Genomic DNA, 17,045 nt, shown 5'->3' with positions numbered 1-17,045 from the left:
ACGTCATCACTGATATCAGCCACTGCTGCTGTTGCTGAACTCATCGAGCCTCACCTCCCTGCTGTTCGTTGGTTGCTGCATCGGTTGCGGATGCTGCCTTCTGGCTGTCTGCTGCTACGAGTGGCGTATTTGGCAGATCGTTTGAGCCGCGCTTATCTTCCATAAGCGTTGCTTCTGCAGTGGCTTCGCTCTTGCGGAGCTCACCTTCTGCCGCAGCGTCGCCGTTCTGCTCAGCCTGCTTGATTTCGCTTGCAAGCTCGTCGACCTTACGCTGAGCAGCTTCAGTTTCCTGCTCGTGGTAATCGCGTGCTTCAGCATCGAGATCTTCATCAGCATGCTGCTGAGTCTGCGACTCATAGATATTGCGATACTCTTCGCAAGTCTTGAGCAGCTCTTCGTGAGTACCCTGATCGAGCACACGACCCTCATGCATAACGATGATGAGATCAGACTCTTCAACCGATGCAAGACGCTGAGCGATGATGATCTTCGTTGTATCAGGAATCTCGTGCATGAATGCGTTACGAATCGACTTATCGGTCTTCGTATCAACTGCACTCGTGGAATCGTCGAGGATCAGAATCTTTGGCTTCTTCAGCAGTGCACGAGCAATGCACAGACGCTGACGCTGGCCACCAGAAACGTTCGTACCACCCTGCTCAATGTAGGTGTTGTACTTGTTAGGGAATTCTTCGATGAAGCCATCGGCGCATGCCAGCTGGCAAGCGTGACGAATCTCTTCATCGGTAGCCGTTGGGTTGCCCCAACGCAGGTTCTCTGCAATCGTGCCCGAGAACAGCACGTTCTTCTGCAGCACCATGGCGACTTCATCTCGCAACGACTCAAGTTCGTAATCGTGCACATCGAGACCACCGACTTTGAGGCTACCGCCTGTTACGTCGTACAGTCGAGGAATCAATTGAACAAGAGACGACTTAGCCGAGCCGGTGCCACCGACGATGCCCACGGTCATACCCGAGCGGATCGAAAGGTTGATGTCGTCGAGCACAGGCTTCTCGGACGTGTCAGAGTAGCGGAACGAAACGTGGTTGAACTCGATGGAGCCGTCCTTGACGGACGTGACAGGCTGGTCGGACTCGGTGACCGTCGACTGTTCGGTGAGCACTTCGCAGATTCGCGAGGCGGAAGCGCGGGAGATGATGACGAGCACGAAGATCATCGAGAGCATCATCATAGCCATCATGATCTGCAGTGCGTAGGTCGTCAGAGCTGTCAAATCGCCGGTCGTCAGGCCGTAAGCGGCGTTGTTGCCCGAGGCGACGATTTCCTTGGCACCGAACCATGCGATGAGGATCATCGAGACGTACATGCACAGCGAGAACAGAGGGCTGTTCATACTCAGCAGCTTCTCTGCCTTGACGAAGTCCTTGTAAATGCGCTCGGAAATGCGGCCGAACTTCTGGTCTTCGTGCTGCTCGCGCGTGAACGACTTGACGACGCGCACACCCTGCAGGTTCTCGTCGACGACGTTGTTGAGTTCGTCGTACGTGTGGAAGACGCGCCTGAAGATTGGGTGCACGAGCACAGCCATACCCATCAGGCCAATGCCGAGCACAGGAATGCAGGCCAGGAACACCATAGAAATGCTTGGGCTAATGCGGAACGAGAAGATCCAAGCGACGATGAGCATAACAGGAGCACGCATGCCGACGCGGATCAGCATCTGGTAAGCGTTCTGCACGTTCGTCACATCGGTGGTCAGACGCGTAATAATCGAGCCTGTGGAGAAGCGATCAATGTTCGTGAAGCTGAAGCTTTGCACCTTCTTGAACAGATCGTGGCGCAGGTTGCGAGCGAAGCCCGACGAACCGATTGCGGCGTACTTTCCGGCGAGGAAGCCGCAGACGAGCGAGATGGCGGCCATGATGATCAGGATGATGCCGAACTTCCAAACAACAGGCATCTTGCCAGGGGTAATACCCTGATCGATCAGAGCGGCGATGACTGTTGGGATGATAATTTCGAGAACACCTTCGAAGACCACGAACAGTGGCGTCAGCAGGCTGGCCTTCTTGTATTGGCGCAGCGAACGAAGCAGCGTGCGAATGATGTGCTTCGGCTCGAGCTGGGGCGACTGCGTCGATGGAGCCAGTTGCGTATCAGATGATTGCACTGACGATTGGACTGACTGTGCCGGCTTTGCAGCGTCGGTCATTTGCGCCTTCCTTTCTGTGTAGTTGTGCGGTTCATTACGTTGGGTTGAAAAGTCTTGGATTAAGCGGGCCCTCGGATTATGCAGGACCTCGGATTAGGCGGGGTCTTGTGCAGACTGTTCGTCTTCGGAAGCTACATGCTGCGGATCAGGAGAAAACTCACTGTTCAGCAGATTGCTTTTCATGCGTTGCAACGATTCGTGAATATAAATGCGCTCATCGTGGCTGAATCCTTGGAGCATGATTTCTTCCATTTGATTAGCGTTCTGCTCGATGCGCTTAGTGATTTCTCGTGCTGAATCCGTTAAGACGATTTTGCGAAGACGAGCATCGTGATCCACGCTTTTACGCTCAATCAAGCCCTTCTTCTCCATAAGCGACAGCACTCGGGAATCCGTGGAGCGCGTGATGGAGAAAACACGATCGAGTTCATGCTGATACACATCGTGATCTTCGTTATGGCTTAAATAAATCAGCAACTGAACATTAGGCGCACTGAGATGCTGTACTTCAGGTGGCATCATGGCGCTTAACGTACGCCGAATCAAATTATGAAGCGAACGCACATCTAAACCAAGATGCATAGCGTCGCACATATAGGTACGTCCTTCCCACAAGTCTCTATTCTCAGAAGTTCTTCTCTGCGGAGTTTGTGGCTTCAGCAATATTCCGAAGTCGTTATGCTTCGCTTGGTTCGTTCGCGAACCAGTCCCCAACTTCTCTTCTCTCTCAGCCGTTGTGAGCGGCCACTGACCGATTATTCAGTCATCTCTCTCAAGCCGATGCTTCGACTTTTACTCTCAGCTGTCTCTCTCAGCCTTAATTTCTGCGATCTTTACTATCTGCAGGGACTGCAAGCTCTCTACTTCTTGCTGCCCTATCTCCTTGTGCTGCTCACCCTTGATGTGTGTGCATATTGGCATGAACCAACATGGACTAGTGGGAGCTAGCGGGCTAGTAGGAACTAGTGGAGGCTAGCGTGAGCTAGTGCGGTACCGGCGTAATACCGGTGTATTACCGGTATTACACCGGTGTCGGATGCCTTATATTTCAAGGGGTTTGCGCTGATTATCAGTGCAGAATTAACTCGCATTCGGGGATTACGAATTCATTATAAAACATACGATATACAACAGTTGTGTAATACAACAATCTCTGTTGTGGTGTTGGTCTCGAAGAATTGGCACACTGCTACGGGGCGCGGATTGCGTAAGCGTGTGTGCTGCCGTTTGGGAAGCGTTGTGCCGTAACGAAATTTGCGATACGTCACACACGGTTAAGGGAAAATCGTTCGTAACCGTGTGCTGTTTTGCACACTGTTACGAAGGCTACTCGCGTATCAGTGAATACGCTTATGTAAGAATCCGCGAAAAACTGGCGATTATTGAGTACTGCAGCACACGCTTACCCAATCACAGTTGCGTAGCAGTGTGAGCAAAACAAAAGCCCAGCACATAGGTGCCGGGCTCATAAAAAAACCGCCGCCCAAAATGGACGGCGGAAAGGACGCTAGGTGGCTACTCCCAGCGAAGTATTATTGATGCGACTTGCGCAGTTGCTCAGTGCTTCTCGTTGAGCTCAATGAAGCGCAGGAAGTCAGCAGCCTGCATGCGGACAGCCTCGATGTCGCCTGCATCGAAGACCCAGTCACCGGACTTGAAGGCGTCGTCTGGAACAGACAGGCCAACCTCGACTGGGAAGACGCGCATACCGTTGTCCTCGAGCAGATCGCCGAGCTGGATGCGGCTGAACATGCCCTTGAAGCCACCGACAGAGGTGATAGCAACTGGCTTGCCATTGATTGCTTCCTGACGGTTGCCCGTGGTCAGCCAATCGAACAGGTTCTTCACTGCGACTGGAATGTTGTGCTTGTACTCGGAGATGAAGCACCACACAGCGTCAGCCTCAGCGAACTTGTCGCGGATAGCGAGTGCTGCATCTGGATCTGGGAAGTTCTCGTCTGCGTTCAGCAGAGGCAGGTCCTTGTAATCCACCTCGATGATGTCTGCGCGATCGCCCAGAGTCTGAATTGCTTCACGAGCCAGCTGAGCCTCGAAGGAGTTTCCATCGAGCGAGCTTTCAACAAATGCAATCTTTGGCGTTGCCATTATGATCTCCATTCCTCAATGCATCGCAATCTCAACCGACCCGCAATGCAACCTGACGTGTTCTGAGATCAATAATCGGCCACATTTTGCGGTTTGGAGTCCATAAATGCCATAGGTGAACAGCTCTAAATTCACAGGAAACTTTATATTGCAATGATTCCGCGGGGTGCAGCATACAACATCTGACATTGTTCAGATGACACTCAGAAAACTTTCAGAACAGCGGACAAGAACCGATACAAACAGCCAATCATCACTCAAAAACGTCCACTGCCGCAGGTGCGAACGTAATTGCTAATGCAGTTACGAACGCAGCCACGGTAGTGGACGTTTCCCTTATATAGCCTTGGTATAGCTCTACAGAGTCTTTAGCTAGCCTCTATATAGTCTCTAGATAGCCTCTATAACGCTTCAGTCTGCGCTTTGATAAGCAGGCACCGCGTGAAGCGCTGCTTCTTCGCTCTGCTCTACTGAGCTGAACAGGTCTTCGCGCTCACGCTGAGCCTTCTTAGCAGCAGCGATCATGAGCTTAATACGGTTGAGCTGGTTGGCTTCTGAAGCGCCTGGATCGTAATCAATCGACACAATATTGGCCATTGGATGCAGACGGCGAATCTTACCGAACATGCCGCGACCAGTCACATGGTTTGGCAGGCATGCGAATGGCTGAGCACAGATCACGTTCGGGCAGCCCGATTCAATAAGCTCAAGAATCTCAGCCGTTAGCAGCCAGCCCTCGCCTGCTTGCACGCCCAGTGAAGTCACATCGGCTGCCTTATTGGCCAGCTCTTGCATTGGCAAATCATTCGTGAACTTACCATTCGACGTATCAATAGCACGACGCACTGGAGCCAAATACATATCAATTGCCTTGCGCATAGCGGCGTAAGCAAAGGAATTGCCACCAGTGCCCAAGTGCTCTTCGTTCCAATCACGCACATAAGGACGTGTGGTCATGAACTCCACAATGCCAGGCACAACAGCTTCGCAATCCTGCGATTCAATAACGTCAACCACGTGGTTATTGGCATCTGGCTGATACTTAACGAGGATCTCGCCTACTACGCCAACGCGAACCTTGCGTGGGATATCACGCAATGGCAGCTCATCGAAGCTGCGCACAATAGCCTTGGCCAGCTTGGCATATGGTAAATAGCCCACGCCAAATACGCGCTTTGCTGTTTCCGAAGAACCGTGGTTTTGCAGCGTCTCACGAATAATCGTGTCCCACTGCTCATACAGACGGTTAGCCGAACCTGGCATTACCTCATATGGACGCACACGATACAGGCACTTCATCAAGAGATCACCAAGAATCAGCGACTTAGCCACACGATGGATCAGTGGCAAAGTGAGCTTAAATCCTGGATTATCTTCCAAGCCCTGCGTCGATACAGCAATCACAGGAATCTGTGGGTAGCCAGCATCAACCAAAGCCTTACGAATCAAACCGAAGTAATTCGTAGCACGGCACATACCGCCCGTTTGCGTAATAGCGAGCGCCGTCGTTTCTGGATCGTACTTGCCGCTTTCGATGGCTGCGATCAGCTGGCCAACAACCATAATTGCTGGATAGCAAGCATCGTTGTTGACGTACTTCAGGCCCGTTTCTACATCGCTATGGTCTGCAGTGCGCAGGATTTCCATGTTGTATCCGCTGGCACGTGCTGCTGCTTCCACGAGCGAGAAGTGGATTGGGCTCATCTGTGGAGCAACAATCGTATGCGTCTTGCGCATGTCCTTCGTGAACTGGGCCTTGTTGGCATAGTTTGACATCGTTGCCTTATTGCGCAGGTCTGCTGACTTCGAATCAACTGGCTGCTGACCGGTTGGCGTCTTCTGGCCAGCTACTGACTTCTGACCAGCTGCCTGCTGTGCCATCACTGCATTGAGCATGGCTTGGCGTGCAGCAGTTGGAGCTTCAGTTCCAGTCTTGCGGAACGTTGCAGCCGTGTTCGAAGATTCGGCCATGCTCGAAGACTCGGCCGTGCTTGAAGACTCGACTGTGCTCGAAGATTCAACCATGCTAGAAGATTCGACCGTGCTCGAAGATTCAGCCGCGTTCGAAGCTTCAGCCGCGTTCGAAGCTTCAGCTTGAGCGTTCCTCTCGCGCTCTTCGACAGCGGCCTTCAGCGAGCGCAGACGGATCTTTGCTGCACCAAGGTTGGAGACCTCGTCAATCTTGAGCATCGTATACACGTCTGCCTTGTCGGCAAGAATCTCAGCAACCTGATCAGTTGTAATAGCATCAAGGCCACAACCGAACGAGTTGAGCTGGACCATTTCGAGGCCCGGATAGTTGGCCACGAAATTAGCAGCCGTGTACAGGCGGGAATGGTAAGCCCACTGGTTCGTTACGCGCAGTGGCATCTTCGTGAGCTTGCGATCACCAACGTGACGGAAGCCCTCTGCGTTCTTCAGCTTCGGATCCTGCTCCCCTTCTGCCAAGTATTCAGACAGGTTGAGCTTGGCATGTGGATCAAGACCAGATACCGAATCTTCGGAAAGTACGACCATACCGAGGCTGCAGATCGTTTCAGGAATACCGTGGTTGACTTCTGGATCAACATGGTATGGGCGTCCTGCCAGCACAATGCCACGGCAATCGTGTTCTTTCATATAAGCGAGCGCGTGCAAACCTTCCATTTGCACGTCGTGCTTGAACACCTTGTTTTCGGCATAAGCAGCAGCAACAGCCTGCTTTGCTTCCTCAAGCGTGACACCTGCCCATGCGAACTCATCAGCAATGCGCTGTGGCATAAGCTCGTGGTTCGACAGATTAAAGTATGGGCGCATGTAGCGCACGTTCTCATCGCGCAGCTCTGGCATATTGGCGCCAATAACCACAGGATAGTTTGCTACGACTGGGCAGTTGTAGTGGTTATCGTCGTGGTCGACGAGATGCTCTTCGAAGCTCACGCATGGGTAGAAAATCGTGTTCAAACCCTTGTTGAGCAGCCACTTAATATGACCGTGCACAAGCTTTGCTGGATAGCAAATATTCTCGGAGGCAATTGACTCAATACCGGTTTCGAACAGTTCATGGTTGGAACGGCCAGAAATCACAACCTTGAAGCCGAGGTTCGTCAGCAGTGTGAACCAGAACGGATAGTTCTCGTACATGTTGAGCACACGTGGAATACCAATGGCGCCACGTGTTGCCTTCTTATCGGTCAGACGACGGTATGCGAATGCGCGCTTGTACTTGTAATCAAACAGGTTTGGACGATCACTGCGCTTGCGCTTGGCATCACCACCGCGTTCGCAACGGTTGCCTGTAATGTACTTCGATCCATCTTGGAACGTTGTAATCGTCAGCTTGCAGTGGTTCTGGCACAGCTTGCAGACGTCACGCTGCGTTGTCATCGACAGCTCATTCAGAGCATCACCGAGCACAATCGTAGAAGCCGTATGTTCTACGCTCTCACCCGTTGCAGGATCCACAATATGTACGCGATGCTCATGCACAGCATCATGATCAATGCCTTGCGAATCAGTGTCATCAGCAACATCGTCATAGTGCATACGAGCCGTTAATGCGGCACCATAAGCACCCATCAGGCCAGCAATATTAGGACGCGTAACTTCACGCTCAGTCAACAGCTCGAATGCACGCAGCACAGCATCATTGAGGAATGTGCCGCCCTGTACAACAACGGTGTTACCGAGCTCGCCCGAGTCTCGCAGCTTAATCACCTTGTACAGTGCATTGCGCACAACCGAGTAGCACAGACCAGCTGCAATATCCTCGATAGAAGCGCCTTCTTTTTGTGCCTGCTTCACCGACGAGTTCATGAACACGGTGCAGCGCGAACCCAGATCCACAGGATTTGTCGAGTTCAAAGCTGCCTGCGTGAACTGCTCAATCGTCAGGCCCATCGATAGTGCAAACGTCTGCAAGAACGAGCCGCAACCAGAAGAGCAGGCCTCGTTCACAGCAATCGAATCGATAACACCATCGGTAATGGCCAGATACTTCATGTCCTGACCGCCGATATCAATAACCGACGTCACGCCAGGACTGACCATTTCAGCACCTCGATAATGTGCCATGGTTTCCACAACACCTTCATCGAGATTCAAACCAGTCGTAATCAGGCCCTCGCCATAGCCCGTTGCACACGATCGCGCAATCCAAGCCTGTTCTGGCAATGCCTGTTCAATACGGCGCACAATATCAACAGCGGCCTTGAGTGGCGATCCCTCGTTCGATGCATAGCTCGACCACACAATCTCGCGATCATCATTCACGAGCGTGGCCTTAATCGTTGTAGAACCCGCATCAATACCAAGGAAGTGCGGACCAGTAGCACCCTCAAGCGTGCCAACATGTACATGCTCTTGATGATGGCGTTCGTTGAACTGCTGGCGGTCCTCTTCAGTAGCAAACAGTGGTGGCATCGTTTGCGTATTGACTGGCATCGAGTTCAAATGATCAAGTGCCGCAATAATTTCCGCCGTCGTACGAGGCTGGAAATGCTCAGCATGTTCCAGCATGTCTGGCTGGCCCACGATTAATGCAGCACCATAAGCCACATACAAATGGGCGTCAGTTGGCGTAATGAACTCGTTGACTTTGCCATCGAGCGCACGGCGGAATGCTTCACGCAGCTCAGACATGAAGAACAGAGGACCCCCCAAGAACACAACGGTGCCATGAATTGGTCGTCCTGCAGCCAAACCTGCAATCGTTTGCGTAGCTACAGCCGTGAAAATCGAGGCGGCCAGATCTGGCTTAGCTGCACCATCATTAATTAGCGGCTGCAAATCCGTTTTTGCGAATACGCCACAGCGCGATGCAATCGGATACAACGTCTGATACTGCTTGGCCATATCGTTCAAACCAGATGCATCCGTATCAAGCAGCGTACTCATCTGATCAATAAACGCACCCGTACCGCCGGCACACGAACCATTCATACGCTGCTCTGGCGTTGGCTTTAAATACGTGATTTTGGCGTCTTCGCCACCGAGCTCAATAATGACATCAGCCTGAGGATACTGCTCATCAATAGCCGTTGTTTCGGCCATCACTTCTTGGACGAAAGGCACATGTAGTGAATCTGCCAGTGCCAGACCACCCGAGCCCGTAATTGCTAGGCGCACAGGTTCTTGTGCTTTGCCGAGTTCCTCAAGTCGCGCTTGAATATCAACAAGCAGTTCCTGCATAGTCGCGCGAACGTTCGCATGATGACGACGATAATCACTGAACAGTGCCGTCTCCAGTGCATCTGACTCATCCAGTACAACCGCTTTGACTGTGGTCGAGCCGATATCAAGGCCAATACGTATCGAGCTCTGTGCAGTATCGCCTTCCGCAGGCACTGTTTCTTGATCAACTGCAGTATTTGACTGATTTTTGTCTACTGCTTCAGTACCCGCTCGTTGCACTCGCTGCCCCCTCTTCGCAGGTCGCCGCCTCACTCATCAAAGGCATAGCGCTGTCTGTTTCTTCTCTCTTGTACGAAACTCTTTGAAAAGCATAGTCCAAACGCCGCAATTTCACGGCGATTGGCTCATACTGCATTACGAGAACACCAGCAATGACGCTAGGAATTGCCATTGCTGGTTCATTCAGAAATCAACATAAGAAACGTAACCGAAATCAACGTACGCTAGATCCGTCATCGTTGACCACAGCATGTTCGGCCTCGTTTGCCGTCATTTCACTGACGAATTCCCTATTTTGTGCGAGACGCTCGCGATTTTTTCTGACTATCATGACGATAGCTACCACCGCGAGAGCGATGAGACCTACCGCAGGTAAGAAGGTCGTCAACAATACAAATAATGCTCCCAAAACCATATAATATCCCTTCTCTTATTTGTGCAGCTACTATCAGGGATGCTCCTCTGACGCATGCTGTTGGTACTACAACAACTTCATTGCAGTAGCTTTCAGTGTATGGTCGGGATATAAAAAATCAGCCAACATGTCCATAGAATGACGTGTTGGCTGGAAATATTTTTGACGTGTTTCAGCTGGCGCTACCCTCGCCAGCACTGCGTTCCTTACCGTAGATTTCTGGAATGAAACGCTCTTGGTCGTGCAGCTTTGGCCAAATCTTAACCTCACCAGCAGCGAGCGAAGCAGGCACATCAATAATGCGCTGGTTCTTAGAGCCACGGAACTGCAGCAGTGAATCGTGGAGTTCCTTAATGTAACGGCCGTCAACAAGAATATCGATTTCTTTGAGCAGCTCAAGCTTGTCTGGGCTCTCGCCTGGTCGCATGAGTTCTTCCCAGGTGTAGCCGGTCCAGCACCAAATATCCTTCGTGTGACCGAACTTTTCGCGAATCTTACGAGCAAGTGGCAGCAATACGCCCGTGTTTAGTAGTGGTTCACCACCAAGGAATGTAATGCCCTGAACGAATGGTTCGCTCAGATCTTTCATAATCTGCGCTTCAAGCTTGTCATTGTATTCATGACCAGCTTTGAAATCCCAGATGGATGAGTTGTAGCAGCCGACACAGTGGAATGGGCAGCCCGAGACGTACAGCGAAACACGAATGCCTTCACCATCGGTCATAAGGAAGCGCTTGTAGTCAGCAATCATGTTGTGGCTCATGCGGTTAGTCCACTGGCCAGCGCGCGGATTGTTGGCGCTGCGCGTTGGAATGAACGGTCCGCGCTGCGTTTCGGTTGGGGCGAAGTCTTTGAGAGGCATAACGGGTTCCTTGCAATAAGACGACCACAGCCCGGGGCGCTAAGCGCTCACCGGGCCGTGGGTGTTGGCTGTGATCAGCGAACGAGAGTGTTACTTGGTTTCTTCAAACCATTCACGATTCGTACCATCGTCGAGCGTGACATGGCCCGTTTCACCGGACATGTGCTTGACGCGGTGTGCGATCTCTTCGTGGCGACCGTGCACCATTGGACGCTGCACTGGGTTGCCAAGGTAGCCGCACGTACGCTTCGTCACGTTGCACTTGTCTGGGTCCGAGTTGCCGCACTCTGGGCACTTGAAGCCTTCTTCAGTTGGCTCGAAGTCGCCTTCGAAGCCGCACTCGAAGCAGTGATCGATTGGCGTATTCGTACCCAAGTAGCCGATGCCGATGTTGTAGGCGTAATCCCAAACGGCCTCGAGTGCCTTTGGATTGGCCTGCAGGCATGGGAACTCGCAGTAGTTGATGAAGCCGCCCGATGCGAGGTATGGGAAGTCCTTCTCGTAGTCGAGCTTCTCCATAGGAGTTGGCTGCAGCCACACTGGGTAGTGGAACGAGTTCGTGTAGAAGTCGTGGTCGGTAACGCCTGGAACTTCGCCGAACTTCTCGCGATCCATACGGTTGAAGCGATCGGTTAGCGACTCAGCTGGCGTGGAATACACCGAGTAGTGGTAACCCTCTTCCTTGCACCACTGCTTGCACAGCTCGTTCATGCGGCGCACGATCGACAGAGCGAATTCCTTGCCCTGTGGATCCCAGCCGTGATCGCGCATCCAATCCTTACCGAAGAACATTGCCGTGGCTTCGTACAGGCCGATGTAGCCCAGTGACACGGTTGCACGCTCGTTACGGAACAGCTGATCAACGTTGTCGTTTGCGCCGAGACGGCCGAATGCACCGTAACGGAACAGCGTTGGAGCGTTAATTGGCGTTGCCTGCTTGCAGCGCATAATACGGAACTGCAGAGCCTGGTGAGCCACATCCATACGCTCCTCGAACAGCTTCCAGAAGCGTTCGAGATCGCCGTGCGATTCAAGAGCAATACGTGGCACGTTCACGGTGACCACGCCGAGGTTCATACGACCATCTTCGACGTCTTCGCCAGTCTCAGGGTCAATCCAACCCTGCAGGAACGAACGGCAGCCCATAGGAGCCTTGAACGAACCCGTGATCTTCACGATGTTGTCGTAGAAGACGACGTCTGGGTACATACGCTTCGTGGAGCACTCGAGCGCGAGCTGCTTCATGTCGTAGTTTGGATCGCCTTCGTCAGCGTTTACGCCATGCTTAATCGTGAACACGAGCTTAGGGAAGATTGCCGTGTGACGATCCTTGCCAAGACCGCGAATACGGTTGAGCAGAATTGCGCGCTGGATCTCGCGAGCGAACCACGATTCACCCAGACCAAAGCCCACGGTCACGAATGGCGTCTGGCCGTTCGAAACACGGTTCGAGTTGATCTGGTATTCCATCGTCTGCATAGCGTCATAGATGGCCTTACGCGTCATAATCTTTGCGTAGACCTGGCGCAGCTGCTCAAGTTCAGACACTTCAGTGTTGAATGGCACATCGTCTGGCAGTGGCTCACGGTTCTCGAAGTGCAGCCATTCTGGCTCCCTCTGCTTCAAACCGCGCACCATATCTTCAGCCACGTTAATTGGCGTCGAATCTGGGATCATGGCTTCTGCCATGTTCAGGTTCTTCTCATAGTCACGCTTGGCGTACTCTTCAAGCATTTCATCTGCACGGTTCACAGTCTGGCCGCCATACTGATCGCCTGCGATGTCCTTAATGATCTGCGTAATCTGCGTGGCAGCGGTGCCAATGGACTTTGGAGAATCCATCATGGCGTTGCCCAGAGCAAAGCCATGGCGCAGCATATCGCCGAAATCAGGCAGAGAGCAGTTGCTCATTGCCGTGAATGGCGAATAGTCAGCATCGTGGAAGTGGATATCACCCTTAAGATGAGCGTTTGCCACAGTTTCTGGCAGCATGGCGAAAGCCGAAGCCTTCGACACAGCGCCAGCCAGCAGATCGCGCTGCGTTGCGTAAACATTCGAATCCTTGTTGGCGTTCTCACGGACGAGCGACTCATCCTTGTTAATCAGACGGCTTACGGCTTCGTTAATATCGGTAGCCTTGGCGCGCTCAATGTCCTTGTTCAAACGGTACGTCGTGTACGTACGAGCCACTTCATAGAGGTGGTGCTCAATCAGAGCATGCTCTACAAGATTTTGAATATCTTCAATCTTGGCCGGACCGTTATAGCGTGCCTTGATCTCGCCTTCAACTTGATTTGCGATACCGCGAATCAGGTCATCCTCCTGTGGCCCGACTTCCTTATCAAGATCAGCGAAAGCCGACTTCACAGCAACAACAATGTTGACTGGATCGAAGTCGACAACACGGCCGTCACGCTTCTCAACAAGCACGCGTGGGGCAATTGTTGAGACTGTTTCGGTCGCGGCGCCGTTCAGCGTCTGAGTATCCATTCCTGTTCCTTTCCCATGGGCCACTGCGGCCCGGTCCATGTGTCACGAGGCTCCTCACAGCACTGGTGACAGATAAGTACTTTACCCCTAGATCGACCACTACATCTAGTGCATTTTTCACCCCGTTGGACTAGATGTCGTGTTTTTTGGCTTATTTCTGCCAAAATTACATTGGTGTGATTTATCTTACTTTGTTGTTGTTCGCCTTTCGCCCAAGCACCTCATTCATGGCGTGTTTTGGCTCGATTTATGAGATGTCGGAATGCCAAATCGCCATTCATTGCGCAACACGCCGAGAGGCTGTTCGACACTCGACTCCATTGTGTTGCCATAAGTCCATTTGTTGATGGATTCTAGGCACTATGAGATGGAATGACGCCTACGCAATGCCCCCATATTCTGGGGGTTCTCAAGCTGCATTACCTATGGACGATGCAGCATCTAACCAGGCACAAGCGCGTCCGCAAGAAATTCCCGCGCTTGCACGAGACACTACGGCCGAAAATCCTTGGCCGGTGAGCTTGTTGAGCCAGAAGTACCATATGGCCGTTGAACGTTGGCCTTCGGTTTGGGTTGAAGGTCAGATCTCTGAGATCAATGCTCGTCGAGCTTCTTCGGTCTACATCACACTGCGCGATAACACTCAGGATGTGTCACTGTCAGTGAATGGTTTTGGCATGTTTGCACAGATGGCCCGCAACTTTAAGCAGGGCGATCGCGTGGTGATTCATGGCAAGGCTGATCTGTGGATTAAGCAAACGCGTTTAAGCCTGCGCGGTGATGATATTCGCCGCATTGGTGCTGGCGATCTCAAAGAGCGCATTGAAGAGCTGCGTCGCAAGCTCAAGGGCGAAGGCCTCTTCGATGCTGATCGCAAGGTTCCGCTGCCTGAGTTCCCGCACACTATTGGTTTAATTTGTGCGCCTCAGGCTCGTGCTGAAGGCGATGTTATTACCAATGTCAATTTGCGCTGGCCAACGGTGAATTTCCGTATTGTACATACGCACGTCCAGGGCGCACAGTGCCCGCCTGAGGTCATTGCTGCTATTGAGCAGCTGGATGCCGATCCAGACGTTGACGTCATTATTGTGGCGCGTGGCGGCGGTAGCTTTGAGGATTTGATCGGCTTCTCTGATGAAGGTGTTGTGCGTGCTACTGCAGCCTGCGTTACGCCAATTGTCAGTGCTATTGGCCACGAAGATGATTGGACACTTATTGACCTTGCTGCCGATATGCGTGCTTCCACGCCAACTGACGCCGCTAAGCGTGTAGTGCCTGATGTTCATGAGCAGACTCAGTTGATTAGCTCTGCTATGGCTCAGATGACGATGCGCTTGCAGGCTCGCATTGACAACGAAACGCGCTTTATTGAAGGCTATGTAAATCGTCCAAGTCTGCTTCAGCCACAGACGATGCTTGAGCCGCATGAGCGTTTTGTTGACGATGCTGTGAACCGTATGCGTATTGCTTTGACTCGTATTGCTGATGAAGAACAGCTGGTTTTGGAACGTAGCCAAGCATCACTGCGCGCATTGAGCCCTCAGTCCACGCTGGATCGCGGTTATGCCGTGGTTATGGATGCTGATGGCCATGTGCTTGATTCCGCATCGCAAGTCAATGTTGGCGATGATTTAACCGTCACATTGAAGCACGGTACTGTTGTTGCTCAGGCTAAACGCATTGTGGATCACGAGTAATGCGCTCAGCACTACCCCATTCCAACCCGACTTAAGTTGTCACATTTATTGAATTCGTACACGTTGAATTCGTACACATCGAATTAGTTATCGAAAGGACCATCATGGCCGCAAAGAAGACCGCAGCAGAAGCAAAGGATCAGACCGCTGCAGAGGAGACCACTACAGCTGAGGATCAGGCAGCAACCACCGAACCTGAGCTTGCTTCAAGCCTGACTGAAGAAGAGCGCCAGAACATTGCCGCTATGACCTATGAGCAGGCTCGTGATGAGCTTATTCAGGCAGTGCAGGCACTGGAGACCGGTGGCCTGAGCCTTGAGCAGTCGATGCGCCAATGGGAAATTGGCGAAGCTCTTGCTAATCGCGCTCAGTCCCTGCTTGCAGAGGTTCGTGCCAAGCTTGATGTTGCTCAGCAGCGTCAGGCTCAGACCGCCCAGACCGCAGGTACACAATCGAACCTCGAGTGATCACACGCAAATAATCACTGCCCATTAATCATCATGGGTCATCACGATAAGCAGCTATCGTGATGACCCATTTTGTGTACTACACAGCACTCAAAAATGATTGATTCAATTACAAAACAGGTACTCAAACTACGTCGCAGTATTCCCGCATTGCCGCGTTACCAGCGTCAAATTCACACCGCATAAGCGCAATTTGTTAACCCCTAAGAATCGCCGTTAAAGATACGATGTGACACTATTTCACAAAATCTGTAGGCCTATTTGTATAAAGCATGGTAGAATCGAGCACTGTTGCCCTGGTAGCTCAGTGGATAGAGCACCGCTCTCCTAAAGCGGGTGTCGTCGGTTCGAATCCGATCTGGGGCACCGATCATAAAAAAGCTTCAGCGTTACATCAGATAACGCTGAAGCTTTTTCTTTCTCTGTCACCCCGCCTAGAACAGCTCTTCTCTTTTTCTAGTCAGTATTCTCCTCACGTCTTCGAGGAATGCTCTCAAGGAATACTCTCAAAGAAATGCTCTCAAGGAACGCTCAAGGAACGCTCTCGAGGAATGTTCTCGAGGAATGTTCTCAAGCAATGTTCTCGAGGAATGTTCTCAAGCAATGTTCTCGAGGATCTAATTTTGCAATACCTCGAAGACCCAATTTTGCAACGTCTTTTCACTACTTACTTGCTACGAATTGTGCGACGCTCAAGAGAATTTGAAAGACCTAATCCAGCAAAAATCACAACAGCGACGACCATCGCATAAAGCAGCGTGGAATGCTCGCTTTCAGCAGCTGCCACCTCAGCAGGTTCAGCATCTTCTTCCGACATAACAACTTCCTCAGTACTTGCCGCTTCTGAATCGACAATCGCAGTATCTGATGCTGGATCTGCATTCACCGTTGTTGCAGGAGCAGCAATGGTCACTGAACTTGATGCTTCCTGTGCTGCAGGAGTTACTGCAAACGCAGAGCTTGTACCCATGAATCCCGTAATGACCATGACTGCAATAGCAACAAAACCGCTAAGCTTCTTCATCATCTTCTTCATGATTCTCCTTTGATCATGCGTTCGCAGCCTCACCACTGTGAAATGCGTCATCTGCATCAGCGGTCACGAGAAGAAACATTTGGCAACAATTACCTGATCCATAAAACAACAATGACGTTATCTAGAAAAGAACAGTGGAATCGTCTTCAGATCAGTCTCAAGTCAATAAACAATATGTACTGAGCCTCTCCCCATTCCGCTCGGTTACTCATCGTCGAGTTACTTCGCAGATGTATCTATGAGCTTAAGCTAACAGAATAATTCTTGCAACCCCTAAATGACTTAATCACAACCAATATCACAGGATTTTCGTCATATTTTATGGGTATACGCTAGCAATACCGCCCAAAACCACCCCTATACGGTATTTATTCATTTAAATATTTTCTGTCTATCCATATAAGA

General features: G+C 51.5%; 10 protein-coding genes and 1 tRNA gene. 3 read left to right on the top strand and 8 right to left on the bottom strand.

From position 1 onward, the window contains the following. Positions 1–40 precede the first annotated feature (40 nt). The 7 genes from D2E26_RS00840 to nrdD form a co-directional block, all read right to left on the bottom strand. Positions 41–2,176 (bottom strand): ABC transporter transmembrane domain-containing protein, encoded by a 2,136-nt coding sequence (locus D2E26_RS00840; RefSeq protein WP_125962822.1) that lies wholly within the window; start codon positions 2,174–2,176, stop codon positions 41–43. 93 nt (positions 2,177–2,269) lie between these two features. Then, positions 2,270–2,770 carry a MarR family winged helix-turn-helix transcriptional regulator gene (locus D2E26_RS00835; protein ID WP_125962821.1) on the bottom strand — a complete coding sequence of 167 codons (501 nt, stop codon included), beginning with the start codon at positions 2,768–2,770 and terminating at the stop codon, positions 2,270–2,272. A gap of 963 nt (positions 2,771–3,733) precedes the next feature. Further along, positions 3,734–4,282, bottom strand: coding sequence for an NADPH-dependent FMN reductase (locus D2E26_RS00830; protein WP_241218813.1), 549 nt, complete (start codon positions 4,280–4,282; stop codon positions 3,734–3,736). A gap of 411 nt (positions 4,283–4,693) precedes the next feature. Next, positions 4,694–9,607: an acyl-CoA dehydratase activase-related protein gene (locus tag D2E26_RS00825; RefSeq protein WP_125963346.1), complete on the bottom strand. Its 4,914-nt coding sequence runs from the start codon at positions 9,605–9,607 to the stop codon at positions 4,694–4,696. 280 nt (positions 9,608–9,887) lie between these two features. Further along, positions 9,888–10,088: a hypothetical protein gene (locus D2E26_RS00820; RefSeq protein WP_125962820.1), complete on the bottom strand. Its 201-nt coding sequence runs from the start codon at positions 10,086–10,088 to the stop codon at positions 9,888–9,890. Between the two features lie 172 nt (positions 10,089–10,260). Further along, positions 10,261–10,950 carry an anaerobic ribonucleoside-triphosphate reductase activating protein gene (gene nrdG, locus D2E26_RS00815; protein ID WP_125962819.1) on the bottom strand — a complete coding sequence of 230 codons (690 nt, stop codon included), beginning with the start codon at positions 10,948–10,950 and terminating at the stop codon, positions 10,261–10,263. 90 nt (positions 10,951–11,040) lie between these two features. Beyond that, on the bottom strand, positions 11,041–13,440 hold the full coding sequence (gene nrdD / locus D2E26_RS00810) for an anaerobic ribonucleoside-triphosphate reductase (RefSeq protein WP_125962818.1): 2,400 nt from the start codon (positions 13,438–13,440) through the stop codon (positions 11,041–11,043). 362 nt (positions 13,441–13,802) lie between these two features. Between nrdD and xseA the strand changes: the two genes are divergently transcribed. The 3 genes from xseA (at position 13,803) to D2E26_RS00795 (ending at position 15,970) form a co-directional block, all read left to right on the top strand. Next, positions 13,803–15,137, top strand: coding sequence for an exodeoxyribonuclease VII large subunit (gene xseA / locus D2E26_RS00805; RefSeq protein WP_125962817.1), 1,335 nt, complete (start codon positions 13,803–13,805; stop codon positions 15,135–15,137). Positions 15,138–15,241: 104 nt separating this feature from the next. Further along, positions 15,242–15,604, top strand: a complete 363-nt coding sequence (locus tag D2E26_RS00800) for an exodeoxyribonuclease VII small subunit (protein ID WP_125962816.1) — start codon at positions 15,242–15,244, stop codon at positions 15,602–15,604. 293 nt (positions 15,605–15,897) lie between these two features. Continuing rightward, positions 15,898–15,970, top strand: a tRNA-Arg gene (locus D2E26_RS00795). A gap of 301 nt (positions 15,971–16,271) precedes the next feature. On the opposite strand, the gene D2E26_RS00790 is transcribed toward D2E26_RS00795, so the two are convergent. Next, complete coding sequence (locus D2E26_RS00790) at positions 16,272–16,640, bottom strand: hypothetical protein (protein ID WP_125962815.1); 369 nt, start codon at positions 16,638–16,640, stop codon at positions 16,272–16,274. Positions 16,641–17,045: the final 405 nt, after the last annotated feature.

Origin of the sequence: Bifidobacterium dolichotidis, from assembly GCF_003951975.1 — a bacterium.
In the GTDB taxonomy this organism is placed as follows: Bacteria; Actinomycetota; Actinomycetes; order Actinomycetales; family Bifidobacteriaceae; genus Bifidobacterium; species Bifidobacterium dolichotidis.
Note: the sequence above shows the minus strand (reverse complement) of the source record. Positions and strands in the feature narration are given on the sequence as shown.